The sequence below is a fragment of the Adhaeribacter soli genome (assembly GCF_008727925.1).
GTDB classification, from domain to species: domain Bacteria; phylum Bacteroidota; class Bacteroidia; order Cytophagales; family Hymenobacteraceae; genus Adhaeribacter_A; species Adhaeribacter_A soli.
The window spans coordinates 229,319-255,634 of sequence record NZ_VTWT01000006.1 but is presented as its reverse complement, the minus strand read 5'-3'; the positions used below and the strand labels follow the sequence as shown (position 1 = coordinate 255,634).

23 protein-coding genes are annotated in these 26,316 nt (G+C 46.3%); 16 read left to right on the top strand and 7 right to left on the bottom strand.

Annotated features, from left to right (window positions below; translation table 11 throughout):
* Nucleotides 1–52: 52 nt before the first annotated feature.
* The 4 genes from F0P94_RS12370 (at nucleotide 53) to F0P94_RS12355 (ending at nucleotide 4,054) form a co-directional block, all read left to right on the top strand.
* Nucleotides 53–613, top strand: coding sequence for a DinB family protein (locus F0P94_RS12370; RefSeq protein WP_150904199.1), 561 nt, complete (start codon nucleotides 53–55; stop codon nucleotides 611–613).
* Between the two features lie 129 nt (nucleotides 614–742).
* Nucleotides 743–1,663: a hypothetical protein gene (locus F0P94_RS12365; RefSeq protein ID WP_150904198.1), complete on the top strand. Its 921-nt coding sequence runs from the start codon at nucleotides 743–745 to the stop codon at nucleotides 1,661–1,663.
* Nucleotides 1,660–2,346 carry an ATP-binding cassette domain-containing protein gene (locus tag F0P94_RS12360; protein ID WP_150904197.1) on the top strand — a complete coding sequence of 229 codons (687 nt, stop codon included), beginning with the start codon at nucleotides 1,660–1,662 and terminating at the stop codon, nucleotides 2,344–2,346. Before F0P94_RS12365 ends, F0P94_RS12360 begins: the two co-directional genes overlap by 4 nt.
* A 541-nt stretch (nucleotides 2,347–2,887) precedes the next feature.
* Complete coding sequence (locus F0P94_RS12355) at nucleotides 2,888–4,054, top strand: sigma-54-dependent transcriptional regulator (RefSeq protein WP_150904196.1); 1,167 nt, start codon at nucleotides 2,888–2,890, stop codon at nucleotides 4,052–4,054.
* 81 nt (nucleotides 4,055–4,135) lie between these two features.
* Here F0P94_RS12355 and F0P94_RS12350 read toward each other — a convergent pair whose 3' ends face one another.
* Both F0P94_RS12350 and F0P94_RS12345 read right to left on the bottom strand, forming a co-directional pair.
* The gene (locus F0P94_RS12350; RefSeq protein WP_191907031.1) at nucleotides 4,136–4,642 is read right to left on the bottom strand and encodes a GNAT family N-acetyltransferase; all 507 of its coding nucleotides are present in this window, start codon (nucleotides 4,640–4,642) and stop codon (nucleotides 4,136–4,138) included.
* 39 nt (nucleotides 4,643–4,681) lie between these two features.
* Entirely contained in the window at nucleotides 4,682–5,677 is a 996-nt protein-coding gene (locus F0P94_RS12345; RefSeq protein ID WP_225307201.1) for an acyl transferase, read from the bottom strand.
* A gap of 69 nt (nucleotides 5,678–5,746) precedes the next feature.
* Here F0P94_RS12345 and F0P94_RS12340 point away from each other — a divergent pair, with 69 nt between their 5' ends.
* The gene (locus F0P94_RS12340; RefSeq protein ID WP_150904194.1) at nucleotides 5,747–6,292 is read left to right on the top strand and encodes a hypothetical protein; all 546 of its coding nucleotides are present in this window, start codon (nucleotides 5,747–5,749) and stop codon (nucleotides 6,290–6,292) included.
* A gap of 82 nt (nucleotides 6,293–6,374) precedes the next feature.
* Here the strand turns inward: F0P94_RS12340 and F0P94_RS12335 are convergent, their stop codons facing one another.
* Nucleotides 6,375–8,789 carry an alpha-ketoacid dehydrogenase subunit alpha/beta gene (locus F0P94_RS12335; RefSeq protein WP_150904193.1) on the bottom strand — a complete coding sequence of 805 codons (2,415 nt, stop codon included), beginning with the start codon at nucleotides 8,787–8,789 and terminating at the stop codon, nucleotides 6,375–6,377.
* A 178-nt stretch (nucleotides 8,790–8,967) separates the two neighbouring features.
* Between F0P94_RS12335 and F0P94_RS12330 the strand changes: the two genes are divergently transcribed.
* From F0P94_RS12330 to F0P94_RS12300, 7 genes are all read left to right on the top strand, one after another.
* Nucleotides 8,968–9,750 carry a DUF1573 domain-containing protein gene (locus F0P94_RS12330; protein WP_150904192.1) on the top strand — a complete coding sequence of 261 codons (783 nt, stop codon included), beginning with the start codon at nucleotides 8,968–8,970 and terminating at the stop codon, nucleotides 9,748–9,750.
* Nucleotides 9,751–10,572: 822 nt separating this feature from the next.
* A complete protein-coding gene (gene ald / locus F0P94_RS12325; RefSeq protein ID WP_150904191.1) occupies nucleotides 10,573–11,697 on the top strand; it encodes an alanine dehydrogenase in 1,125 nt (374 codons plus the stop codon).
* Between the two features lie 88 nt (nucleotides 11,698–11,785).
* A complete protein-coding gene (locus F0P94_RS12320) occupies nucleotides 11,786–13,678 on the top strand; it encodes an LTA synthase family protein (RefSeq protein ID WP_150904190.1) in 1,893 nt (630 codons plus the stop codon).
* Nucleotides 13,679–13,885: 207 nt separating this feature from the next.
* Nucleotides 13,886–14,692, top strand: a complete 807-nt coding sequence (locus tag F0P94_RS12315) for a pentapeptide repeat-containing protein (RefSeq protein WP_150904189.1) — start codon at nucleotides 13,886–13,888, stop codon at nucleotides 14,690–14,692.
* Nucleotides 14,692–15,318, top strand: coding sequence for a nucleotidyltransferase domain-containing protein (locus tag F0P94_RS12310; protein ID WP_150904188.1), 627 nt, complete (start codon nucleotides 14,692–14,694; stop codon nucleotides 15,316–15,318). Before F0P94_RS12315 ends, F0P94_RS12310 begins: the two co-directional genes overlap by 1 nt.
* A 1-nt stretch (nucleotide 15,319) precedes the next feature.
* Nucleotides 15,320–15,619: a hypothetical protein gene (locus F0P94_RS12305; protein ID WP_150904187.1), complete on the top strand. Its 300-nt coding sequence runs from the start codon at nucleotides 15,320–15,322 to the stop codon at nucleotides 15,617–15,619.
* A gap of 129 nt (nucleotides 15,620–15,748) precedes the next feature.
* Complete coding sequence (locus F0P94_RS12300; RefSeq protein WP_150904186.1) at nucleotides 15,749–16,393, top strand: DNA alkylation repair protein; 645 nt, start codon at nucleotides 15,749–15,751, stop codon at nucleotides 16,391–16,393.
* Between the two features lie 190 nt (nucleotides 16,394–16,583).
* On the opposite strand, the gene F0P94_RS12295 is transcribed toward F0P94_RS12300, so the two are convergent.
* The gene (locus tag F0P94_RS12295; RefSeq protein ID WP_150904185.1) at nucleotides 16,584–17,036 is read right to left on the bottom strand and encodes a type I restriction enzyme HsdR N-terminal domain-containing protein; all 453 of its coding nucleotides are present in this window, start codon (nucleotides 17,034–17,036) and stop codon (nucleotides 16,584–16,586) included.
* Between the two features lie 73 nt (nucleotides 17,037–17,109).
* On the opposite strand from F0P94_RS12295, the gene F0P94_RS12290 reads away from it, so the two are divergent.
* Nucleotides 17,110–17,883, top strand: a complete 774-nt coding sequence (locus F0P94_RS12290) for an AMP nucleosidase (RefSeq protein WP_150904184.1) — start codon at nucleotides 17,110–17,112, stop codon at nucleotides 17,881–17,883.
* Between the two features lie 479 nt (nucleotides 17,884–18,362).
* Here the strand turns inward: F0P94_RS12290 and F0P94_RS12285 are convergent, their stop codons facing one another.
* Nucleotides 18,363–19,664, bottom strand: a complete 1,302-nt coding sequence (locus F0P94_RS12285; protein WP_150904183.1) for an MFS transporter — start codon at nucleotides 19,662–19,664, stop codon at nucleotides 18,363–18,365.
* 180 nt (nucleotides 19,665–19,844) lie between these two features.
* Here F0P94_RS12285 and F0P94_RS12280 point away from each other — a divergent pair, with 180 nt between their 5' ends.
* Nucleotides 19,845–20,270 (top strand): T9SS type A sorting domain-containing protein, encoded by a 426-nt coding sequence (locus F0P94_RS12280; RefSeq protein WP_150904182.1) that lies wholly within the window; start codon nucleotides 19,845–19,847, stop codon nucleotides 20,268–20,270.
* Nucleotides 20,271–20,577: 307 nt separating this feature from the next.
* On the opposite strand, the gene F0P94_RS12275 is transcribed toward F0P94_RS12280, so the two are convergent.
* Nucleotides 20,578–21,495: a methylenetetrahydrofolate reductase gene (locus tag F0P94_RS12275; protein WP_150904181.1), complete on the bottom strand. Its 918-nt coding sequence runs from the start codon at nucleotides 21,493–21,495 to the stop codon at nucleotides 20,578–20,580.
* Between the two features lie 112 nt (nucleotides 21,496–21,607).
* Here F0P94_RS12275 and F0P94_RS12270 point away from each other — a divergent pair, with 112 nt between their 5' ends.
* Nucleotides 21,608–22,528: a Ppx/GppA phosphatase family protein gene (locus F0P94_RS12270; RefSeq protein WP_150904180.1), complete on the top strand. Its 921-nt coding sequence runs from the start codon at nucleotides 21,608–21,610 to the stop codon at nucleotides 22,526–22,528.
* A 223-nt stretch (nucleotides 22,529–22,751) separates the two neighbouring features.
* On the opposite strand, the gene ppk1 is transcribed toward F0P94_RS12270, so the two are convergent.
* Nucleotides 22,752–24,965 carry a polyphosphate kinase 1 gene (ppk1, locus tag F0P94_RS12265; protein WP_150904179.1) on the bottom strand — a complete coding sequence of 738 codons (2,214 nt, stop codon included), beginning with the start codon at nucleotides 24,963–24,965 and terminating at the stop codon, nucleotides 22,752–22,754.
* 351 nt (nucleotides 24,966–25,316) lie between these two features.
* On the opposite strand from ppk1, the gene F0P94_RS12260 reads away from it, so the two are divergent.
* Nucleotides 25,317–26,246, top strand: coding sequence for a DUF5996 family protein (locus F0P94_RS12260; RefSeq protein ID WP_225307200.1), 930 nt, complete (start codon nucleotides 25,317–25,319; stop codon nucleotides 26,244–26,246).
* Nucleotides 26,247–26,316: the final 70 nt, after the last annotated feature.

Below are 26,316 nucleotides of genomic sequence, written 5' to 3'. Positions count from 1 at the left end.
TTCAGGCAGCAGGCTTTAAATTACCCGAAATCCGATCCGAAAATCCGCCACCATGAACAAAGAAATTGCTGCCTGGGAAAAAGAACTGAATGAAATTATGCGCTTGTTTAAAACCAGCTTCGGGCATTTAAGCCTGGAGGAACTGAACCGCAAACCAAACCCGCAAACCTGGAGCATTGCCGAAAACATTCAGCATATTATTAAAATAAACGAAAGCTATTACCCGGTGGTGCGGGATTTCCGGAATAACCGGCTGAAGTTGCCTTTTATTTCCAACTTTTCTTTTTTCACGAACCTGATCGGCAATTCCATTTTAAAATCGGTAGCGCCGGACCGGAAAAAAAAGATCAAAACCTTTCCGCTTTGGGAGCCGGATGCCAGCAAGATAAAGGGTAATATTCTGGAGGAGTTCGAAAAGCACCAGAAAGAGCTGATCGCGTTTATGAAAAGTTGCGAAGACCTGCTGAACCGGGAAACCATCATCAGTTCGCCGGCAAATAAAATGGTGGTGTACAAACTGGAAAAAGCTTTTGAAATAATGGTAACGCACGAAAAAAGGCATTACAACCAGGCTTTGGAAGTTTTATCGCCTCAGGCAGTGCACGTTTCGTAATACCAGAGCAGCATTTGCAACTTATATATTTGCATTCGGCAATATTCATAAAAAGCTTATCGTTTATAGCCTGAAACTGATTATTACGCTGCCCGAAAATTGAAAGGCATTCCCACCACTCTGCTCCAAGTGCGTTTGATCCAACTTCGGCGGGAGGCGCAAACCCTGGGGTGGATCCATAAACTCCTGTTTCTGGTGCTGTTGCTGGTCTTTATGGCCGTAAGCCATAACGTTTCCCAAAAAGCCCCTGCTTGCTGGGCGGTGCCCGGAGCGCTCTGGGTTTCTGCAGTAATGGCGCAGCTTTTCCGGCCCGATAAGGATTTCGTTTTTTTACATATCCGCAAACCGGCCCAAGAAATTTTCCTGGAATATGCCGCCTTTTCTCTGCCCTTTATTCTGCCCATACTTTTTTCGCCGAACTGGTACTGTTTTCCGGTTTATTTTATCGGGTTGTGGCCTATATCTTTCCTCCGGAAAAGTTTCCCCTCGCAAGCCCGTTTTGTTTTTTTAGGCCGGTTATTCCCGCCAACAGCTTTCGAATGGATCAGCGGTTTCCGGCAGGCTTCGCCGGTTTTTGTAATCGGGTACCTGACCGCCATTGCTTTTTGCTGGGTAAAGGCCTTGCCCCTTTTTCTCTTGTGGCTGCTGAACCTGCTTTTTGTTTCCTTTTATCAGGAATGCGAACCCTTAAACCTGCTCCGCGCTTTTGCCGATACGCCGGAGGAATTACTGCGGAAAAAGCTGCTGCTACACGGAAAAATATTGCTTTGGCTGAATGTTCCGGTCTTAGCGCTGCAGGCAGTTTTTCATCCCGTGATCGGCCTAGCCGGTATTATTTTTCTTTTGCTGCAACTCATTACCCTGGCTTTCACCATTTTTCTGAAATACGCTACTTACCGGCCCAATATGGTAGTTAAAAGCAATACCCTGCTGATTAGCCTGTCCCAGATGGGCGTTATTTTTCCCTTTCTGCTGCCTTTGCCCTTGGTAATGTGCTTCCGGTATTACAAACGCGCCAAACTGAACTTAATCCATTTCCTGCCCGCATGATCGAGATCCATAACCTGAACCTGGCTTTTGGCCGGAAACCTGTTTTGCAGAACCTGAATATCAGTTTTGAAAAGGGAAAAGTACATGGTATTATCGGGTTGAACGGCGCGGGTAAATCGTCTTTTTTTAATGCGCTTACTCAGGTAATACCCCCCGATTCAGGAAGCATCCGGTTTAACGGCAATGCACTAAAACGTGGGAGGATCGGCTACCTGGAGACGAACAATTTCTTTTTTTTTCACCTGACCGGCCGCGAGTACCTGCATATTTTCGAGCAAACCAATACGGCTTTTGATCTGCCGGCTTTCGAGAAATTGCTGTTACTCCCGCTGGATGACCTGGTCGAGAATTACTCTACCGGCATGAAGAAAAAACTGGCTTTGCTGGCCGTGCTGAAGCAGGACAAACCCATTTACATTTTCGACGAACCCTTTAACGGGCTGGACCTGGAATCGAACCGGACATTGGAACTGATTATTCAAACGCTGCAGGAAAAGGGCAAAACCATACTTTTATCGTCGCATGTGCTGGAGCCGCTGCTGCATACCTGTAACCAGATCCATTTGCTGCAAAACGGTAGTTTTGTTAAAAGTTATGAACAGCCCGATTTTGGCAGAATCCGCGAGGAATTATTTCAGCACCTCGAAGTCGAAATCCGGAACCAGTTGCAGCAGGCGCTTTAGTTTTTTCACTGAATTTGATAGCAATTGTTTAGAAAAAATCTCAAAACCCATCTGTCAACCTGAATAGGGAAAATTTTGTGGTTAAAATTTCAAAAAGGTGGGATGACAACTGAAATTCACCGTGGTCTGAGGAAAAAACCTGTTAGGTCTCCGAGACCTAACAGGTTTGGAACGATCTCCTGAAATATGTCATGCGTAGCGGGGAAAAATTTGGTTGAGCTTTCAAAAAGTTAAAATGATAGTGAAGCCATCTGGCGTTTATTTGTCATCCTGAACACAGGAAAAGACCTTGGTGGCACCCTGTAGCAAGCTTTCCACCAACTTCCAACGAGTTCCTTTACTGCGTTACCCATGACATAATAATTAAAAAGTAGCAGAACATTACACCCCGGTCTGTGTCGCACAGACCGGAGCACTGCCAGAAGGAATGGTTTATACAGCTTCCGGATTAAATCTACTGAAGATGATAAACTATTCCTGCCGGATACGTACAGCTTGGGAAAAATACGTAATTTAAGGCCTTTCAAATTTACCTGACCTTATGCCTAAAATCCTGATAATTGACGATGAACGCGGCATCCGCAGCACCCTGAAAGAAATTCTGGAATACGAAAACTATACCGTAGACCAGGCCGAAGACGGAGAAAAAGGACTGGAAGCGCTCAGCAAAAATAAATACGACGTAGTGCTTTGCGATATTAAAATGCCGAAGATAGATGGCATGGAAGTCCTGGAAAAATCGAGGGAAATTTCCCCGGATGTTCCTTTTATCATGATCTCCGCGCACGGCACCATCGATACAGCCGTAGAAGCAACCAAGAAAGGCGCTTATGATTTCCTGGTGAAACCCCCTGATCTGAACCGCCTGTTGGTTACCGTCCGCAATGCCCTGGACAAAGCCAACCTGGTAACGGAAACCAAAAAACTCCGGAAGAAGATCTCGAAGAACTTTGAAATGGTAGGTACTTCAGAAGCTTTGGAGAAAGTAAGAAGGGCCATTGACAAGGTAGCTCCGACCGATGCCCGCGTGCTGATCACCGGTCCGAACGGGGCCGGCAAGGAAATGGTAGCCCGGCAACTGCACGAAAAAAGCAACCGTGCTTCCGGCCCGATGGTGGAAGTAAACTGTGCTGCCATTCCGAGCGAACTGATCGAGAGTGAATTATTTGGCCACGAGAAAGGCTCTTTTACCTCGGCGGTTAAACAGCGCATCGGCAAATTTGAACAGGCCAACGGCGGCACCCTTTTCCTGGATGAGATCGGCGACATGAGCTTATCGGCCCAGGCAAAAGTGTTGCGCGCCCTGCAGGAAAATAAAATAACCCGCGTGGGCGGTGAAAAGGAAATTCCGGTAGATGTACGCGTGGTTGCTGCCACAAACAAAGACCTGCTGAAAGAAATTGAAGCCAGGAACTTCCGCGAAGACCTTTACCACCGCCTGGGTGTGATCCTGATCCACGTGCCGCCTTTAAATGACCGTCGCGAAGATATTCCGGCCCTGGTGCAAAAGTTCCTGGAAGACATTGCCCGCGACCAAGGCGTTAAAACCAAAACCATTTCGCCGGCCGCCCTCACCTATTTGCAGAACCTGGACTGGCGCGGCAATATCCGGGAACTCCGCAACGTGGTAGAACGCCTGGTAATTATGAGCGATGCCGAAATTTCGGAAGAAGACGCCAGATTGTACGCCGGGAAAGCTTCGGTTTAAATTGTTTAATTGTTAATTGTTAATTGTTGATTGCTATAAAAAAACGGTAGGTTTTCTGAGGAAAATCTACCGTTTTTTATTTTAAATTTTATCCTTCCGCCAGGAAATGTTGTTTCCGGTTTGGCTGTACCTGATAAAATTATTTTTTTTCAGAATGCGATGGGAAGCAAGGTTGGTTGGGTCTGTTTCCGCAAGCACAGTCTTTACGTCATTTTGCGCAAGTGCCCATTTTACTATTTCACCTACTGCTTCCGTCATATAACCCATATTCTGAAATTCGCTGTAAGTGCCATACCCCATTTCGACCTCTCCTCTTTCATTAGGTTTTCCTTTAAAGCAAATTTCACCTACTATGGAATTTTCTTCCGGGTTTATGATTGCCCAGAAAGTTGAAAAAAGATAATTTTTGGTTGAATCTGCAACTGCAGGAATGATTTTCCGGAGAAGAGCAGCTTTCACTCTTTCCGATACCGATCTTTCCCTAAAACCAACCTGCAGGGATTTTTCCAACGCCCCGTTATTTTGCAGATAATCCTGTAGCTGTGCTTGGTCTAAGGGCACTAGCTGCAATCTTTCCGTCTTTAACACCTTTCTTAAATTGCAATTAACAATTAATTATCAAACAATTCAGGAAACCAGCAAATTACAGCCCCTGATATCGGAGTTATCAAAGCGGCCTAACACTTCAAAAGTACCGTCCGGGTGAAGTTTTCCGATGTCTTTGGTTTCGATGAAAGCACAGGAATCAATGTTGGCCAGGTCGATTACGTTTATGCCGCCGGAGCGAAGGTTTGGATTTATATCGAAGGGGTCGTTCAAGTCGCGTAGCATGACTTTCATGGTTTTCGGGGCATGAAAGATACCGTTTCCGACCGAGTACGCTTGCGAAAGCAACTCGGTCATGCCATATTCGGAATGAATGGCGGGTACCTTAAAAGCTGCTTTTAATATGGCATGCAACTCTTCCCTGATCATTTCACGCCTCCGGCCCTTCATTCCCCCGGTTTCCATAATAATCACATCCGAAAAATCAGTATCGCCGGCAACTTCAGCCAGATCGAGCAAGGCATAGGTTACTCCGAAAAGCATTGCCTTTTTGCCGGTTTTTCGCGCCATTTCAATAGCATTTTTCAACTCACCGAGTTGGTTAAGGTAAAAACCTTTTTCCTGCTGTCCCGACCTTTTTATAAAATGCTCTAACATGGCTACCAGCGAGGAATTTCCCTGCTCCAGGTAAGAAGGCAGCAAGGCCAGGAATACGTAATCGGTAAGCTTTCCATAAAACTGTTCGAAAATAGCTTCGGTGTTTTTCAGATAGAAATCCAGATCGGCAATGTAGTGGCAGCTTCTTTCGGTTTGGGTGGTGCCGCTGCTTTTAAAAATGGTTTCAGCTTCGTATGCTCCGGTTTTTACCTGTTGGGTTTTAAAGAACTCGATGGGCAGGAACGGTATCTTTTCCAGCGAAAAAACCGAAGCCGGATCTACCTTCAGGCATTGCAGGTAGGTTTTATAAACGCTGTTTTCGGCCGACTGGTAGCGGAAAAGGTCCAGCGCAAGTGCTTCAAAATCGAAACTTTGAGCGCCGGTTAGCAGTTCTTTAAAAGTTTGTATATTATTGCTCAATTGGTAAGATAACAAATGCAGCGTTGCTGCGTTAATTCAGGTATAAAAGTAGCTTCTTATTCGTTTCCAATGAAACACTTATTACGTAAATATGGCTTACTTCCTATTTTAGTGGTACTCGCTGCCTGCTGGAAGGAACCTAACTTTCCCAAAGAGCCTCAAATAGAATTTAATTCCATAGATACCAAATATATTGAGGATGGCGGCAGAAAAGCGCTCGTTACAATTGCCGTAAATTTTAAAGACGGAGACGGCGATTTGGGATTGCAGGCTGTCGCAAAAAAGGAAGACGCCCAACCACCCTATGACTTCCAGGAAGGTCGAAATAAATTCTATTATAATTACTTTGCTGATTCTTTCATCGAGATTAATGGAAACTTTGAACCGTACAGGCCTTCCGTCATTACTTATAACGGCCGTTTTACGCATTTGAATACGGATGGAAAAACCAAGGCCCTAGAAGGGGAGCTCCGGTACAGTTTTGAGGTCATCCCGGCTTTGCTGCCTTCTGAATTTAAAAACGGTGACCGTATGAAGTTCCGGGTTCAGATTGCCGATAGAGCCCTGAATCTGAGCAATACCGTTGAAACAGAACCAATCAAGATCACCTTCTAAGAAATTAAAAAGCCATTAAGACAAAAAGAAAAGCCTTCCCTTTAAATAAGAGAAGGCTTTTCTTTTGTCTTATGCTTTCCGCTTAATAGACTTTCGGGAAACGGGCCGGCTCGGCTTCGTGCATCATTTCATAAACCGTATCGAAAATATCTTCGGCGTTTGGTTTCGAGAAATAATCGCCGTCGGAGCCGTATGGCGGACGGTGCTCGTGCGCGGCAATGGTGCGCGGCTGGGAATCTAACCAACGGTAAGCTTCCTGCTCTTCCACCACTTTCTGCATCATAAACGCGGAAGCGCCTCCCGGAACGTCTTCGTCGGCAAAAATGACGCGGTTCGTTTTCTTAACCGATTCTACAATGCTGTGGTGAATGTCGAACGGCAATAAGCTCTGCACATCGATCACTTCACAGGAAATGCCGAATTCTTCAAGCTGCGTGGCAGCATCCATCACGATCCGGCACATAGAACCGTAGGTTACGATGGTAATATCCGTTCCGGCTTTCAGTACCTGCGGCACGCCCAACGGCACGGTAAACTCTCCGATATTGGCCGGAATGGTTTCTTTCAGGCGGTAGCCGTTCAGCGGCTCAATAATCAAAGCCGGATCGTCGGATTGAAGCATGGTGTTGTAGAAACCGGCTGCCTGGGTCATGTTGCGCGGCACCAGTACGTGCATGCCCCGGATGCTGTTCAGGATCATACCGATCGGCGAACCGGAATGCCAGATACCTTCCAGGCGGTGACCACGGGTACGCACGATCAACGGGGCTTTCTGGCCGCCCTTAGTGCGGTACTGTAAGCTTGCCAGGTCGTCGGAAAGAATTTGAATGGCATACAGAAGGTAATCTAAATACTGAATTTCGGCAATCGGACGAAGGCCGCGCAAGGCAGCGCCGATTCCCTGGCCCACAATGGTACATTCCCGGATACCGGTATCGGTAACCCGGAGTTCGCCGTATTTTTCCTGCAGGCCGGCAAAGGCTTGGTTTACGTCGCCAATCTTGCCAACGTCTTCGCCGAAGGCAAACACGGCCGGGTTACGCGCCAAAGCGGCATCGAAACAAGCCTGCAATACTTCGCGGCCGTCCACCTGCGGGCTTTCCTCCGTAAATTCAGGTTTCACTTCCGGCACCAGCAAAGCCGATTCTTCGGACTGGCTGTATAAATAAGAGTTAAAGCGTTCGGCATTTTCACCAATGGCTTCTTCGAGCCAGGCTTTCAGGTCGCGTTTGGCGGCAGTTTTCTCGTTACGCACATACCGGAGCGCCTTGCGGGCGGCTTTCACGGCATCGGCGCGGATCGGGTTAACGGCTTTATGCAGTTCTTCGGCAATTTCGGCCAGTTTGGAAGCATGTTCGCTCTGGCTTTCACTAACCAGTTTGTTCAGCAATTCCTGGCATTTATCGTGGTCAGCTTTAATACCGGCAGTAAAAGCATTCCAGGCAGCTGCACGGGCCTGTTTTACCGCTTCTTTGGCTTCACTTTCGATGGTGTCCAATGCTTCGGCGTTCGCATAGCCGCTTTCCAGGATCCATTCGCGCATTTTTTTCAGGCAGTCGAACTCTTCTTCCCAGGCCAGGCGCTCTTTCGATTTATAACGCTCGTGCGAACCGGAAGTAGAGTGCCCTTGTGGCTGGGTCATTTCTTCTACGTGCACCAGAACCGGCACGTGTTCTTCGCGGCAAACGGCTACTGCTTTTTCGTAGGTTTCGCAAAGGGCCTGGTAATCCCAGCCTTTCACTTTAAATATTTCGTAACCCTGCTCGCCTTTGGCTTCGCGCTGGAAACCGGCCAGTATCTCAGAAATGCTGCCTTTGGTGGTCTGGTAATGCGCCGGTACGGAAATGCCGTAGCCATCGTCCCAAACGGAAACCAGCATCGGGATCTGCAATACGCCGCCGGCATTAATGGCTTCGAAGAACATGCCTTCGGAAGTGGAAGCGTTGCCGATGGTTCCGAATGCCACTTCGTTGCCGTTCACCGAGAATTTATCGAAGCCTTTCAGGTCCGGATTCTGGCGGTATAATTTTGAAGCATACGCTAAACCAACCAGACGCGGCATTTGTCCGCCGGTCGGGGAAATATCGGAACTCGAGTTTTTAAGCTTGGTAAGGTCTTTCCAGTTGCCATCAGCATCCAGGGAGCGGGTGCCGAAGTGGCCGTTCATGGCGCGACCAGCCGTGGCAGGCTCAGCCTCTACATCGGTGTGTGCGTATAACTGAGCAAAGTATTGCTGTACGGTAAGTTCGCCGGTGGCAAACATAAAGGTCTGGTCGCGGTAATAACCGGAGCGGAAATCGCCGGGCTGGAAATATTTGGCCATTGCCAGCTGAGCAACCTCTTTGCCGTCGCCGAAAATCCCGAACTTGGCCTTGCCCATGAAAACCTCTTTGCGGCCGGTTAAACTGGCCTGCCGGCTTTCGAAGGCAATGCGGTAATCATTTAAAACTTCTTCTTTGGTAAGCGTTTGAATTTTCGTCAGTTCTGCTGGCTGCATAATTTGGCTTTTGTTTAATTAAATTCAGCAGTCAAAATTACGAAAATTAAAGCGATTTCAAAGATTTGCCCCTGCCGGAAACCAACCCGAAGGTATTTTTGTACTGTTTCAAACCGCAATATTTTGTATATTTGCTTTCAATAACCATTTAATTACGTAATTTTTAATACGGTTAACCATGAAAAAAATCTTTACCTTTTTGCCGGCCCTTATGCTCCTGCTGGCATCCAATGCCTTTGCGCAAGGCGTTCTGAAATTTGAAGGCGAGAGCCACGACTTCCAGAAAGTAACGGAAGGCACGCTGGCTACGCACGAATTCAGGTTCAAGAACACGGGTAACCAACCGGTGGTTATTTCCCAGGTACAAGCCTCGTGCGGCTGCACCACGCCGGACTGGACGAAAGAGCCGATCCTACCGGGCAAATCCGGTTTCGTGAAAGCCGCTTACAACAGCAACGGTCGTCCGGGCGCTTTTAACAAAAGCATTACCGTAACTTCCAATGCCGCCGAGCCAACAAAGGTTCTGACCATTAAAGGCGATGTGATCAGCAAGGCCGAAGCCGCTAAAACGTATACCCCGGAACAAAAAGCCGCTTCTCCGAAATTAACGGTTATTCAACCGGTTCACGATTTCGGGAAGATCGAATTATACCGGATGACTTCGGCTAAAGTTAAAGTGAAAAACACCGGCAAAAGCCCGCTGCAGATCTCTGATGTGCACGCTGCCTGCAACTGTGTTTCTTTAGCCACCGTTCCGGAACCAATTAAACCAAATCAGGAAGCAATTCTGGAACTTTCTTATAATCCGACGCTGTTAGATGATCGAAACGAGGTTGTTGAGATTCATTCGAACGACATCGTTACCGAAAAAGCCCAGGTTACTTTAAAAGCCCGCGTGGTGAAAAGCCTGTTAGCACCAAGTATTGTAAAAGAAGGAGGCAATAGCGTCCCTTTCAAATAGTTTTTTCATAGTTTTATTTTGACTAATGGCAGTGATATTTTCACTGCCTTTTTTTATTTATCCCCCTTCCTGAATCAGGATTTACCGGATTTTAGGATTTTCAGGACTTTAGAATTTTCACCTTGATTTTTTAAGCTCCCCTCCTTTTTTCAAGAAGGGGTTTGGGGCAATGCCGGAATCCCGTTGACTAAAGTCAACGGCAATGGATAGCAAGATTCTTAAAGGGAGAATTCAAATTTCTGTTTTTGTTGTATCTATTGCCGTTGACTTTAGTCAACGGAAACCATAGCGGGTTCTTCCGTTCGCCGTTGTTGCGTATTTTCACCATAGGTGTCAGGCCAATTGCCGGAGTCACCTGTAGAGACGTAATATATTACGTCTTTCACAGCATTGCGACAAATATCCAACGCCTGGTACCCGCCTCGTAGCCGGCTCTGGTATCAATCACAATTGTTTGTACCCCGAATGGAGACGTAATATATTACGTCTCTACAGGCTAAAAAACTGCTGTTAGCCGACGAGGTCCTTCACTAGCGCTCCCCGAAATGCTCCGGTACAGACAGGATGACAAAAAAGGATACTAACCAGCATGCCATTATCAACCTATCAAAAATGGTAGGCTTTATTCCGAAAAAATCAAAGGCCTCCTTTTTCGCCACACAAAACGCTAAGCCAAATCGTTATTCTTAACTACCTTCATTTCCCTGAAAAACAAACTTTTAACCCCTGCTTAAATTAAAGAACACCCTTCCTCGTTTTTCCTGTTTTATTTACCGAAACTCCCTATCTTTGCGCAAATTTCTACCTTAAAATTCTACTGAAATGATAATTGGTGTTCCAAAGGAAATTAAGAACAACGAAAACCGCGTAGCCTTAACCCCGGGCGGCGTGGCTGAATTTAAAAAGCATAACCATACGGTTTATGTGCAGGCGACTGCCGGTTTAGGAAGCGGTTTCTCCGATGAGGATTACGTTGCTGCCGGTGCTCAGATCCTGCCTACTATTGAAGACGTTTACGGCATTGCCGAAATGATCATCAAGGTAAAAGAGCCAATTGCATCTGAATATAACCTCGTTAAAGAAGGCCAGCTTATCTTTACCTACTTCCACTTTGCTTCTTCCGAAGAACTGACCCACGCCATGATCGAGCGCAAAGCGATCTGCCTTGCTTATGAGACTGTGGAGAAAAAAGACCGTTCCCTGCCGTTGCTGATTCCGATGAGCGAAGTTGCCGGCCGGATGGCTCCTCAGGAAGGCGCGAAATACCTGGAAAAACCAATGAAAGGCCGCGGCATTTTATTAGGCGGCGTACCAGGCGTAAAACCAGCCGAAGTACTGGTATTAGGCGGCGGTATTGTAGGTACCCAGGCTGCTAAAATTGCGGCTGGTTTCGGTGCCAGCGTTACCATCATGGATATCAACCTGAGCCGTTTGCGTGAGTTGGACAACATTATGCCGGCCAACGTAAAAACCCAGATGAGCAACCACTACAACATCAAAGAAGCTATCAAAACGGCTGACCTGATCATTGGGGCGGTATTGATCCCGGGTGCCAAAGCGCCTCACCTGATTACCCGCGACATGCTGAAAGACATGCGTCCGGGCACCGTTTTAGTTGACGTTGCCGTTGACCAGGGCGGTTGCATCGAGACCTGCAAGCCAACTACGCACGAAAACCCTACCTTCATCATCGACGATGTGGTACACTATTGCGTAGCCAACATGCCGGGTGCGGTTCCGTTTACTTCTACTTTAGCTTTAACCAACGCTACTTTACCTTACGCGGTATTGCTGGCAAATAAAGGCTGGCAAGCAGCTTGTTCGCAAAACGACGAGCTCCGTCTGGGCTTGAACGTGGTGAACGGCGAAGTAGTGTACAAAGGCGTGGCCGAAGCGTTCAACCTGCCTTACACCAGCGTGAACAACGTGCTGGAAGCTTACGCTTAATTCTAAACTTATTTAATGCCGGAAGCCTTTCTGAAATTTTTCGGAGAGGCTTTCGTTTTTTTACCCAAACCCCTACCCTTTCGCACCGATGTTTTGGAACAACTTCCGGGACTTGCTTAAACGCCTTGGCTGGCTGCTGGCTATTTATTATTTGCTCCGGATCGCTTTTGTACTGCTGAACTACAACGCCTTCCGCGAAGCCACCTTTGCCCAGCTTTCCGGCGCTTTTCTCATCGGGCTGAAGTTCGATCTTTCGGCGATCTTTATCATTAACGCTCCTTTCATCCTGTTCTCGCTGCTGCCTTTGCAGGTTACCCGGCAAAAAAGCTACGGTTTGTTTCTGAAGGTTTGGTTCGTGCTTACCAACTTCCCTTTCCTGTGCCTGAACCTGATAGACCTGGAATACTTCAAATTCATCGGCCGGAGAACTTCCAACGAGCTTTTTACCATTACCCAGGACATTCAGGCCCAAACCGCACAGCTGATCCTGAACTACTGGTATTTTCCTTTGATCGGCACGGCTTTGCTGTATTTTCTTTTAAAATGGTATCCGGAAGGCAGTAAAAACCCAAATGTTCGCCGGAATCTGGTCGGGGAAATTCTGGGCTTGCTGGTGTTTGCGGCTTTCAGCATTTTAATGATCCGGGGAAGTATTGGCCTGAAACCGCTGCGCATGGCTAACGCGTTCGTGCAGCAACCGCCGGTTTTGGGACATGTTAGTCTGAACAGCACTTTTACTTTTATAAAAAGCATTAACCGGCCAGTACTGGAAGAAAAGCACTACTTCCATTCAGAACCGGAATTGCTGCAGGCCTTGAATTTTGATCCGGAGAAATACCAGCAGCAAACCGGCCAACCGGTGCGCGACAACGTGGTAATAATTATTCTGGAAAGCTTTGCCTCGGAATATACCGGTATCGAAAACGGCGGAAAAGGTTATACTCCGTTCTTCGATTCGTTGGCTGCCCAGGGAACCTTGTACCGGAATAATTTTGCCAACGGCCGGAAATCCATCGAAGCGCTGCCTTCCATTTTAGGCGGACTGCCTTCGCTTTTAAACGAGCCTTATATTACGTCGCAGTTCCAGAGCAATAAGCTGATCGGTATCGGAACCATTGCCAAAAGTGCGGGCTACCAGACGTCCTTTTTCCACGGCGCCGAAAACGGTACCATGGGCTTCAATACCTTTTCCCGGATTGCCGGCTTCGACCGGTATTTCGGTTTACGCGAATACCCGAAAGAATTGCTGAAAACGGATTTCGACGGCCACTGGGGAATTTCCGACGAGCCTTACCTGCAGTATTTTGCCAAAGAACTGAACAAACAGCAGCAACCCTTTTTAACGACGGTTTTCACCTTAAGCTCACACCAGCCTTACCCCATTCCGCCAAAATACAAAGGCCGCTTCCCGAAAGGCAACCTGCCGATCCACGAATCTATCGGCTACACCGATTACGCCCTGAAGCAATTTTTCAAAGCTGCCGCCAAACAACCCTGGTACCCAAACACGCTCTTTATCTTAACCGCCGACCACACGCAGGAAAGCCTAAACCCGGCCTACCAGAACGACTTAGGCAAGTTTAAAGTACCTTTGTTGCTCTTCCACCCCACCAGAAAATTACCAGAGCCACACCCCGGCAAAATTACCCAGCACACCGATATTCCGGCCACCATTGCCGACTACCTCAACCTTCCGACAAACCAGCTTCTACCTTTCAGCCAGTCCGTTTTAGACACAACCCAAAGCGGCCGCGCCTTATTTTTTACCGAAGAAAATTACGTACTGGTGCGCCCAAATCTGGTTACCAAATTCGGAGAATCGGAACAGGCAACATTTGGCGCCAATCCTTTTTCGGCAACCGCTTCTCCCCCTTCCGCCCCGGAAAACAAGCAAGCCAATTTGCAGGAACTGAAAGCCCTGGCCCAATACTACCGGAATGGCCTGCTCCACAACAACCTTTACTTCTGGCTGAAACGTTAGGGAAAGTAGGCTGAAAGTGATTACCTGAATTTGGAGGAATTTAACAGCGTATCATTTGTTTTGTGACGGCAATTTGTTATGTTTAAGATGTGTTTGCCTTTTATAAAAAAGGCAGAAAATTCAGCTGAAAACCTCCGGATATAGTGGGGATAACCGTAGTGTTTTTTATCAAGTAGGTATAGCCAATTTTAATCAAAACTTCCCAAAATGAATGACAGTGGACGAATTAAAATAGAAGACAAAATTATTAACTCAAATTTAGATTCAACGGATTTTCACAATAAACACTTTGTTAGAATAGGTAGTAAAGACCAAAATTTTAAAAAAATAAATTTTAGCCATACTTATTTTGAGAATTGCTATTTCAGAAACATCGTATTTGATAGTTGTAATTTTAATGGTTGTAAATTTATTAATTGTAACTTTCAGGGAAGTACGTTTCCTGGATCTAGATTTGAGTATGCAACGTTTGAAAAAACTTTTATTGATTCTGAAATTTTAGATAATAATTGTCCGAGTTGGAATAACCTAACATTAAAATTCGCTAGAACTTTACGAACTAATTATCAAGGAATTGGAGAGGCAGAGTCTGTAAACAAAGCTATTAAAATTGAACTCCAAGCTACCAAAGAACATTTATATGAATCTTGGAAATCAAAATCCGCATACTACAGGAATAAATACAAAGGTTTTGATCGTTTAAAGATGTTTTTCAAATGGTTAAACTTTAAAATCCAAGATATTATATGGGGTAATGGAGAAAGTCCTATAAAATTATTTTCAACAGGGTTATTCTTGTGGATTTTAATTTCAATCTTAGATACTCTTTTTTATAAAGATCCTAAAATCCTACCAAATTACGTTTCCTCTTTTTGTGAAGTTCCTTCGATATTTATGGGTATAAATAAACCTGCTGATTATCCAAATTTACATTTAACATTGATTACAATCATAAGGTTTATTGGCTTTGCTTTATTTACATCTATTATAATTAAGCGCTTTAATAGAAGATAATGGAAATTTATGCATTCGGTTCAGTTGTTAGAGGTGAAATTGACGAATTCTCTGATGTAGATTTATTAATTCTAAAAGAAAAAGGGGAGATAGTAAAAAACATTGATAAGGAACAATTTTCCATATATTCATACAATAGAATTACCGAATTATGGAACGAGGGAAATCCATTTTCTTGGCACTTATTTGTTGAATCCAAATGTATATTTTCAACTAATGAAACCCCATTTCTTCAATCTATTGGGAAGCCAAATAAATATAATAATGTTAAACATGATTTGGATAAATTCTACAACCTTTTTAAAACATCTAGAACCTCAATGCTGGAAGAGAATTATTCTATTGACTTTGACTTGTCAATGATTTTTCTATCTATTAGAAACTTTGCCTCTTGTTTCGCTTTAGGTCATTTAAATAAATTTGTGTTTTCTCGTGATTCAGCATTGAATATTGGATCATACTCAATAGAAATCAAGGACCAAGTGTACAATCAACTAAAACATTCAAGGTTGTTGGCTACAAGGGGAATAGGAAAACAAATACCGAAAGACGAACTCAAAATAATTATCAATGAGTTACCAAAAATTGAACAGTGGTTTTGGAAACTTTTAAACCTTTCGAAATAAAATGAATGAATTTTTAAATAGAATTACAGCACAAAGAGAAGTGATAAAAATAATTAATAAACAAAATGAAAATATTTTTCCATTAGCTGGTTTATCAGCAAAATCTTTAGAGCGTTGGAAAATAGATAATTCAATTTCTGAGGAATCTGAATTAATGAAAACGTTATATTTAATTTCATCTAAATTATTCTTCCTAGCAAACAAAAGCCAAGAACAAATTACTAATGATTATAGATTATTAAGTAAATCAGTTAGAAAGTTAATAACACATCTTCAAGAAAACATAAAAAACTGGCTATAGTAAGGACTTTCATACAGTGGGCTGAACTGCTTCGATTGAACTTCATAATAAAACTCCCTTCATTCGCCAATATCTAAAACGTTGCCGATTAATATATAAAATTACCCAAAGAACAACACCTCAATCAATATGACTCTTGCTACCAAGGCCCACGAAATCTATGCTCAGATCACCAAAGAAGGAACAAAGCTTGGGGACTTGCGGACCATTGCCAAAGAAATTAAAAAAGACCATGAATTAGCCAAAGAGCTTTGGGGTACCGGTAAGTTCCTGCCAAGATTGCTGGCCATTCTGATCATGGATAAAAAAGAACTCCATCCGGATTTCATCGACCAGCTGGACAAAGATATTCAGACGCACGATTTCGACGAACGAACCCAACTGGCGGACTGGTTAATGGCCAACCAGCTTACCAAAGACAAAAAAACCATTGCCCTGATCCAGTCATGGGAAAATAGTCCTTCCGCCCTGCACAGACGCCTTTTCTGGTATTACCAGGGCCGGTTGCGGTGGGTAGGCCAAACCCCGCCTGATAATACCCCCTACCTGCTCGCTGCAATCGAAGAAAGAATTTTAACGGAGGCTCCGGAAGTACAATGGGCCATGAATTTCACGGCCGGCTGGATCGGGGTTTTCGACCAGACTTACCGGAACCAGTGCATCAGGATCGGAGAAGACACCGGACTTTACAAAGATGAATTCGTGCATAAAGGCTGTACCCCGAGCTATCTTCCGGAATTCATTGCCATAGAAGCAGGTAAGCGCAACAAGTAGGAAGCAACTTAGGAAATAATACTGAGTTCCAATTCAGTATTCCAAGAACAAAATTTGCGCCCTATAGCGCAAGCGTCCGCTTGTGATTTCGGAATAGCAGATCAGCAATCTATGCAAGCACAAGCGGACGCTTGCGCTATAGTTAAATTGTCGTTTTCCGGATTTCCCTTTTGCGGCAATACTTTAGCCGTTAACCCAACTGGCTAAAAACCGGGATCTCTGCCAGCGGCACGTACCGCGAAGCGGCAAAATCTACTTTCCAGCAATAATGGTCCAGGCCGTTGGTAAGCATTACGTAGGGCGCTTTCAGGGTTTGGTTATAAACGGAGGCCTGCTTTACGGTTTCCGCCGATATGGCCACCCCGGCAGCCTTACATTCCACTAATACCAAAGGCAAACCGGCTGAAGAATACACACGCAAATCGGTCCGTTTTTGCAGCCGGTTATAGGTCATGCCTTTTTCGATGGAGAAAAGGGTTTTGGGGTAAGCCAGATGTTCGGTAAGGTAATGCAGGAAATGCTGGCGCACCCATTCTTCGGGCGTAAGCAGCACGTATTTCTTCCGGACCGGGTCGAAAATGAAGGAATTCCCGTCGGAATGTTTAAGTTTGCAATCGTAGGCCGGTAAATTTAAGGCTTGCATTCATCAAATATACAAAATTTCCCGTATATTACCGGGCTCCGGCTTTTTCAGCCCGAGTTATTCAAGCTTATTTATGAAGACGAAACAAGAGATTGTAAACAACTGGCTGCCGCGGTATACCGGCACGCCGCTAAATGAGTTCGGGGAGTATATCCTGCTGACGAACTTTATTAATTACGTGGTCATGTTCTCCGAACAACACGGCGTAGAGATTAAGGGTATGGACAAACCCATGCAAACTGCAACGGCCAACAACATTACCATCATTAATTTTGGTATGGGCAGCCCTATGGCCGCCACCGTAATGGATTGCCTCTCAGCCATCAAACCCAAAGCAGCCCTGTTCTTGGGCAAATGCGGCGGCCTGAAAAAGAAAACCAAGCTGGGTGACCTCATTCTTCCCATTGCGGCTATCCGCGGCGAAGGTACTTCCGACGATTATTTACCGCCGGAAATTCCGGCCCTGCCATCGTTCCGTTTGCAGCGCGCCGTTTCTTCCATGATCAAAAAACATGAACTCGATTACTGGACCGGCACCGTTTACACCACCAACCGCCGCGTTTGGGAACACGACGAAGAATTTAAGGAATACCTCCGGAGCATCCGCGCCATGGCCGTAGACATGGAAACCGCCACAATTTTTGTGGTTGGCTTTATGAACGACATTCCGCACGGCGCCTTACTGATGGTTTCCGATAACCCGATGACCCCGGACGGGGTGAAAACCGCCGAAAGCGACCTGAAAGTAACCGCCAACTTCGTAAACAAACACCTGCAGATCGGTATCGACGCCTTGCTGGAAATCATGAACTCCGGCGAATCGGTAAAACACCTTCGTTTCGAGTAAAAACAGTATGCTTTTCAAGTAAAAAGGTCCGGTTAATGCCGGACCTTTTTTTGTTTTATGTTTTACTATTTCCTTTTATTATTTACTTAAGGTATTCAAGCAGGAGAAAAGTCCCCCTTTGGAGGGGGGGCGTTTCATTCTGGCTAACGACTATCCCCTTGAGGGGATCATAGGGGTGTTAACACGTTATTTGATAAATATCAGCAGGAGTAAACACCCCTCTGTGAGCTACGCTCGCAAGCTCAAAACTCCCGTTTTGGCTTGTCCTGAAGGGGAGAATCCGGTAGAATGAATCAACCCTGCTTTGGAGGGGGACCTCAAAAAACTTACGTAACGTTAGTATTTCATTGCCGTCTGCTTTAGCTGACGGACTGCAGGCTATTCCCTACTGAATTAAAAATTTGGCTAAAGCCGCCTTTGCAGCTTTTAAAACCGTCAGCTAAAGCAGACGGCAATGAATTCAGCCAGAAAAAAATTCACTAGGCATACTGTGGCTCCGGTTCCACTTTCCGGCTTTTAATGGAAGCCAGTAGAATTAAACCGAAAACGAAGAATACCGAAAGCACCAGTACGCTGTTGCGCATGGAACCAAACCATTGCTCGGTAAGGCCAAAAGCCAGTGACCCAAGCGCCAAACCTACTTTATCGCAAATGTCATAAAAGCTGAAGAAGGATGCGTGGTCGGTAGTTGGGGGTAATAGCTTGCTGTAGGTGGAACGGGAAAGCGACTGAATGCCACCCATTACCGCGCCTACTACAAAAGCAAGGATGTAATATTGGTTGCCGGTGGTAATAAAATAAGCCGCAATGCTGATACCAACCCAAACTACCACGGCAATCATCAGGGCTTTTACGTTACCTAACCGCGCAGAAACCCAGGCAAAACCATAAGCTCCCGCAATAGCTACCGCCTGAATGATGAGCAGCACAATGATCAGGGCATCGTCGGGTAAATGCAGTTCCTTCGAGCCGAATAAAGAGGCCACGTACATTACGGTTTGCACGCCCATGTTGTAAAAGAAAAAAGCTGCCAGAAATCTCTTTAAAGCTGGCAAGGTTCCAAGTTGTTTCCAGACCTGCCCCAGTTCTTTAAAGCCGTTCAGCAGGTAATTTCCGGTGCCTTTTTTATGGTAAGGGTTCTTAGGCAGGTAAGCAAACGTGTAATGCGCAAAGCCGAACCACCACAAACCGGTAAACAGAAACGAAAGCCGCGGGGCCATGCTTTTTTCAGAGATCCCGAAGGCATCCGGAAACAGTACCAAGGCCAGGGAAAAAACCAGCAGGATCATGCTGCCGATGTAGCCCAGCGAAAACCCGCGCGCACTCAAACGGTCGAACTGGTCTTCGGTGGCAATTTCGGGCAGGTAAGCATTGTAGAAAACAATACTGCCGCTGTAGCCGATGGCCGCCACCATAAACAGCAACACCGAAACCGAGAAAGTCTGCAGATCGAAGAAATACAAACCCATGCAGGCAAAGGAACCCAGGTAGCAGAAGAAGCGCATAAAAGCTTTTTTATTCCCGCCGTAGTCGGCAATGGCCGTTAAAATGGGGCTGAACAGGGCAATGGCCAGGAAAGCACCGGTTAAAGCATATTTATAAAGCACCGAAGCCGAGACTTCCCATCCGAAAAAATTCACCAGATCGGTACCGTCTTTCTGGGTGGTAAGGGCAACGTAATAGATCGGAAAAATAGCGGTAGTAATAACCAGCGAGTAAACCGAATTGGCCCAGTCGTACATGCACCAGGCGCGCGCAACTTTCGGATTGTTCTTTTCCATACGGAAGATTTGGGTTTTAAAATAAGGGCGGTAAGTTAAGGAAAAATCAGATTGGCCCTAATAATTACCTTTTAGAAGGAAAATAATAGCGTTTTACCGTGCTCATCTGAAAACCTGAAAAAGCTGGTACATAATTCGCAATTACTGCTGCAAGATTGGTTAACTAAAAAGAAGGAAATTATGAAACCGAAAAACCTGACCCTGCTTGCTTTTCTTTTAATGGCGCTGCTTTTCGTATCGAAAGTTTATGCCCAGCAAACCACCACCAAAACCAAGGTAAAAACCGATTCCACCAAAGTTAAATCCGAAACGGTAGCAAATACGCCCGAAAAAGAAGACCGCGTAGAAAGCTTATCCGGCATTAACCTTTTCCCGAACCGGAAAACCCAGAGCTTTAACTTCCGCTTCACCCAGCCTTTAAAAGACACGGCAAATGTAGAGCTGAAAAATGCGAGCGGAAAAGTAATTTATACCCAAGCCTTATTACCCGAAGAAATGCCCATGGCCAAACCTGTAGACCTCGGCAAACTCAGCAACGGCATCTACCTGATAGAAGTAAGATCGGCCAATACCACGTACTGGAAAAAAGTAAAAGTCCGCAATTAAAGTTCTTTTGTACTGCTTAATTACCATATTTCTCCTTAACTACCTGAAAAAGTCCCGGCCCAAAACCGGGACTTTTTTATGCGGAAATGCTACTAAATACTTTCGGCACAATTTAGGCCTTTTCCTGTTCCCAGACTGCTGTTTCGGACATCTCTGTCCGAAATTATTCCTGCTGCGGACGTCCGCGTCCGCGTTTTTACGGGGACAAGGATGTCCCCGGCAGAGTGCTTCAGGACACAGATGTCCTGAAGAGCTAATGGGTGCTAATGGAAGCTAATACGCTAATTTCTTAAGTTAAAAACTACAATCACAGCACCACCCTTACTACCTCTTCCACCGCTTCCGGGTTGCTCAGGCCGAAAAAATGGACGCACTCCGTATCGCCGTGGTAAAGTTCCTGAGCCTGCCGGATAGCCCATTCAATCCCGATCTCCGCTAACTGGCTTTCATCCGTGGCTTCATCAACCAGCTCCTGTAAACGTTCCGGCAATTTCACCTGGAAAAAACCAGGCAGTAATTTGAGCACTCTGAAACTGGTAAGCGGGCAAATTCCCGGAATGATCGGCACCATGATCCCGGCTTCCCGGCAGCGTTTCTCGAAGGTAAAAAAACAGGCATTGTCGAAAAAAAGCTGGGTTAAAATAAAGTCCGCCCCAGCGTCTACTTTCTGCTTCAGGTATTGAATATTCAAATCCATATCAGGGTTCTCCCGCGTTGGTTCCGGGTATCCGGCTACGCCGATGCAAAAACCGGTTTGGGTTGGATCTGCTGCTTTTACTTGTTCATTGAACTCACGCACCTGTTTAACCAACTGAAAAGCGTACTGATGCTGATCCGGTCTTCCATTATCTTGCTGATGGTCGCCTCGTAAAAGCAGTAGGTTTTGCACGTGAAGTTGCTGTAAATCTTTCAGCGTTTTTGCGGTTTCTTCCGGTGAAAATCCCTTGCAAAGAAGGTGCGGTAAAGGCTCCAATCCATGCGTAATCAGCAATTCGCGGCTAAGGGCTTCCTTGCTTGGGGCTGCTTTGGAAAGGGTATGCTTTTGAGAGTTAAAACCAGTTGCTGTCTTGTGCGGGTGAAAGGGAATATCGACAAATAAAGGCTGCTGATCCAGTAGGTTTTGGTAAGGCGTCAGGCTTTCGGCGGCCGATACACCGGCACCGGGCAAAACTTCGAATGAAAAAGCCGGCTTGGTAAGCGTTTTCAGGCGTTCGGTAATTTTCATTTATTGGCCGATTAGTCAACTCCTTTTACGCGGTTTTCGTAAACCGGGCACCCGGCTAAAGAAATTTTTATTAGTATCTTTGCCTCCCGTTTCACATATTAATCATTACGGTTTGTTTAAATTAGCCGCTATCGATATAGGCTCCAATGCCGTTCGTTGCCAGATTTCCAGCGTTCTTGAATACAATGAGCACGTAACGTTCAAGAAGGTTGAATACATCCGTTACCCGATGCGCCTCGGCGAAGATGTATTCGATACCGGCAATATCAGCAAAGAAAAAGAAGAGAAATTCATCAAATTCCTGCACGCCCTCAAGCTGCTCATAGAGGTGCACGAGGTGAAAGATTACCAGATCTGTGCCACTTCAGCCATGCGTTCGGCTAAAAATGCCCCGGAGATTATCCGGAAGGTAAAAGACCAGCTGGCCATGCGCATCGACGTGATCGACGGTCCGGCCGAAGCCGAGCTCATCAACAAAGTAATCGTGAACATGCTCGACGACAAGAACTACCTGCACATAGACGTAGGCGGCGGCAGCACCGAGTTCAACATTTATGTAAACCGCGAAAAAGTGGCGGCCCAGTCTTTCGAGGCCGGTTCCATCCGCCACATGCAGGGCAACGATTCCGAAACGATTTGGGCCAGTATGCAGAAGTGGGTGGAAGAAAATTCTAAAAAGTACCACGTTACCCGCGCCATTGGCACCGGCGGAAACATCAATAAAATTTACGACATGGTAGGCAAAACCCAGGGCCGCCCCATCTTCCGGAAACAGATCGAGGAAGTGGTGCAGCAGGTAGCCGCCATGAAAGTGGAAGACCGGATCAACATCATGATGCTGAACCCCGACCGCGCCGACGTGATCGTACCGGCCTCCGAAATTTACCTTGCCGCCATGCGCTGGAGCAAAATCGAAAGCATGCTGGTGCCGGCCGTAGGTTTAAAAGACGGCATGATGCAATCGCTTTACGAAAAGCAACGAAACCATAATACTAATAAACCAACTATTCAAAACGATAGCAATCTGGTCTGAAAAAGTCCCGAACGAAAACGAAAAAGCCCGGTTCCTGAACCGGGCTTTTTCGTTGCTTTGAATTAGGCTAAAGCATATTTTTTTGTCATCCTGAGCGCCAGCGAAGGACCTCGTTGGCTAATTGCAGAATTCTTTGTTCTGGCTCTTCTGCTGTTCGCCGACGAGGTCCTTCGCTGACGCTCAGGATGACAGTCTTTTTTTGTATTCCTGCCAACCAGCCTTCTTACAACAAATCCTCCGAAGGTTTTTCGGTTGGTTCCAGTACCGTTTTAATTTCCGGGTAAAGTTCCTCGAAAAGCATGGCGTGTTCAACGTCTTCGCGGGTTACTTTGTAGAATTCTTTGTGCACGTTAAACACCGGTTCATCGCCAACCGGGTGCTTTTTCTGGTAAGAGCCATCTTCGTGCATTACGTAACTGTTCTGGTTGTCTTTCAGGTTGTAATACAGAATATTAATGGCTTCTTTGCGCAAGTCCTCGTTGGCAATGTAGAACATGGCTTCGATGCGGCGTTCAAAACTCCGTACCATAATATCGGCGCTGCCGCCCAACACTTTCGGGTTTCCGTTATTGTGAAAATACATCAGGCGGGCATGTTCCAGGTACTCTCCTACTATGGAAATCACCGCAATATTCTCGCTCAGTTTTTCCCTTCCCGGCCGCAAGCAGCAAATGCCCCGCACAATTAATCGGATTGGAACCCCTGCTTGCGAAGCTTTGTAAAACTCATCGATCACGGCTTTGTCTTCCAGGGAATTGATCTTGATTACGATCCCGCTTGGTAAGCCTTGCTCGGCGTTGCGCGCTTCGGCCCGGATGAGCTCGATGAGCTGCTGCCGCATGTCTTTCGGCGCGGTGATCAGGTGCTGATATTCGTCGGGCAGGGAATGGCCGGTAATTACGTTAAAGAATTCCGAAACGTCGTGCGCGTACACTTCATCGGAAGTAAGCAAACTTACGTCGGTGTATTGCCGGGCAGTTTGCTCGTTGTAGTTTCCGGAGCCAATGTGCACGTACTGGGTAACCTTCTCCCCTTCCTTCCGGATGATCATCAGCATTTTGGTGTGGGTCTTGTACTTGCTGATGCCATAGATCACAAAGCAGCCGGCTTTCTCCAGTTTCTCCCCTTCCTTAATGTTGCGTTCTTCATCGAATCGGGCTTTCACCTCGAACAACACCGAAACGTGCTTCCCGTTTTCCGCCGCTTTCAGCAAAGCCGCCGAAACCCGCGACTGATCGGCCAGACGGTAAATGGTTTGCTTAATTCCCAGCACGTATGGGTCTTCCGCCGCCTTTTCGAGCAAACGGATAACGGGCTCCATGTTGTTGTACGGATGGTGAAGCAATACGTCCTTTTTCTTCAGGTAATCGAAGAGATTGTCGGTGTTGCCGTCCGGCAGGTTCAGCGGCGGCACTGAAGGCGGCTGTTTGAACATCCGGTTCCGGAATTGCTCGTGCTTCAGGATCTGCCAGAAACCCTTCATGTCCATCGGACCGTTCAGCGTGAAAATATTGGCGCTATCGATGGTCCAGCGTTCGCGGAGCAGTTTCATCATGAAAGCAGAATGTTGCTTTTCCACTTCCAGGCGCACTACCCGCCCTTTTTTCCGGGTTTTCAGTTTTATCTTGATCTCCTGAATGAAGTCCGCCTCAATGTCGTCGCTTTCTTCCAGGGTGAAGTCGCCGTTACGCGTAATCCGGAAAAGGTTCGTAGAAACAATCTCCACGTTCCGGAAAAGCTTCTTGATTTTCCAGCGCACAATCTCCTCGATTGGTACAAAGATCACTTCGTCCTTGCGCTGGATTTCGTAGAAACGAGCCAGATTCTGGGGGATCTGTACAAAAGTTAAACGTTGGTTCTGCTTCGTTTCTTCGGCCGTTTTGGTTACCACCCCAAAAGTCAGGAGCTGGTTCATGAGCAGCGGGAAGCCATGGTAAGTGTCATACACCATGGGCGTAAGCAGCGGGTAGATCGTCTTCTTGAAATAAATATCGACCTTCTTTTTCTCCGGATCCGTGAGTTCGGTGGGCTTCAGAATATTAAACCCGTTTGCCTCAAAAAGGGGCCGCAATTCTTCGTTATAAACCTGGTACTGGTCGGTTACGAAACGGTGCGCAAACTCCAGCAATTTTTTCCGGAACGGCAGTTCGCGCAAGCCCGAATAATCAACCCGCTCTTTTCCGTAATCGATGTAATTGTACAAACTACCCACCCGGATCATAAAGAATTCATCCAGGTTGGAAGCCGTAATCGCCATAAATTTCAGCCGGTCGAAAAGCGTCTTTTGCGGATCTTTTACCTGATCGAGTACGCGGTAATTAAAACGAAGCCAGCTCAGGTCGCGGCTGATGTAATCGCTGCTCCGGATCTGATCTGCTGCTTTATTGATAAGATTATTTAAATTCTCGGTAAGCCCCCGAAGATTCTTCAACACCATGCTAATTCTGTTTGTTTTTTATAAAATCTAAACGGCAAGCCGTTCGGCAGGTTTGTGCCAAATTAAGGTTATTTCCTCAAAAACGGTACAATTTTCAGCTAAAAACCTAATTTAATAACGATTTAGGTTCGGCTTATTGCTCCCGGCATTTTATTGCTTGTTAACTACCGAAAATTTCAAACAATAAACCGTTTCTTTTTACTTCTTCCGATTGCTGGTTCAATTTGGCCTTCGCTCCGTAAAGCCTTCATATTTCATCCCATCCTGAAAACAAAACCGGGGCTTTCTCATTCTTATAACGGGCCTTCTTTTAAAATGCCCGCTTTACTTCCGAACTTAAAACCTTGTATTATGCCTGAAACTATACCTGCAACCACCTTTCCTGCCATTCCCTTAACTTCCTGGGAACCGGCTAAAGATACGCTCCACCTTTTCCTGCAAATTGTGGGCAAGATCCGCCTGAAACTGATGCCGCGCAAAAATCACTGGTGGTTTGCCACGCTTTACATCACGGCCCGCGGCATCAGCACGCATGCCATGCCCTACCAGAATCGAACCCTGGAAATTGCTTTCGATTTTATTGACCACGTGCTGGAGATCCGGACCTGTGAAGGCAAAATCCGGCAGATACCGCTGCAGGAAAATTTATCGGTGGCGGAATTTTACCGGCAAGTTTTCGATGCCCTGCACGAACTGGATATTGACCTGAAAATTCTGGCCAAACCCTACGACAATAAAAGCAAAACGCCTTTCGCTGAAGATAAAACGCACCACCATTACAACCCCGAACAGGTGCAAAAATACTGGCATGCCCTTGTGCAGATCGACCAGATCCTGAAAGAATTCAGCGGCCGGTTCTACGGTAAAAGCAGCCCGGTGCAACTTTACTGGCACCACTTCGACCTCACGCTTACCCGCTACAACGGCAAAAAAGTACCCCTCGACCCGAAGGCCAACATCGTAGAAAAAGAGGCCTTTTCCCACGAAGTAATGACCTTCGGTTTCTGGCCGGGAGATGATACCGTTCGGGAGCCTGCCTTTTTTGCCTATCCTTATCCCCTACCGCCCGGCATCGAAAAAGAACCGCTTTTGCCGGCTTCGGCCGTTTGGAAAGAATCGAACGGCAGCCCCATGGCCTTTCTGAGCTACGAAAACCTGTTGAAAGAACCGGCTCCCAAACAAGCCCTCCTGGACTTTCTGGAAAGCGCTTACCAGGCCGGCGCAAAGCTTTCAGGCTGGCCGGTGGAAGAATTCCGGGTACCGCCGCTTGAAGAATTATAAGGGCTACAGGCAGGTCCTCCAAAGGAAAGAGGATGCTTTTCCGGGTAAATTTTCTTTATATGGAAGGAAG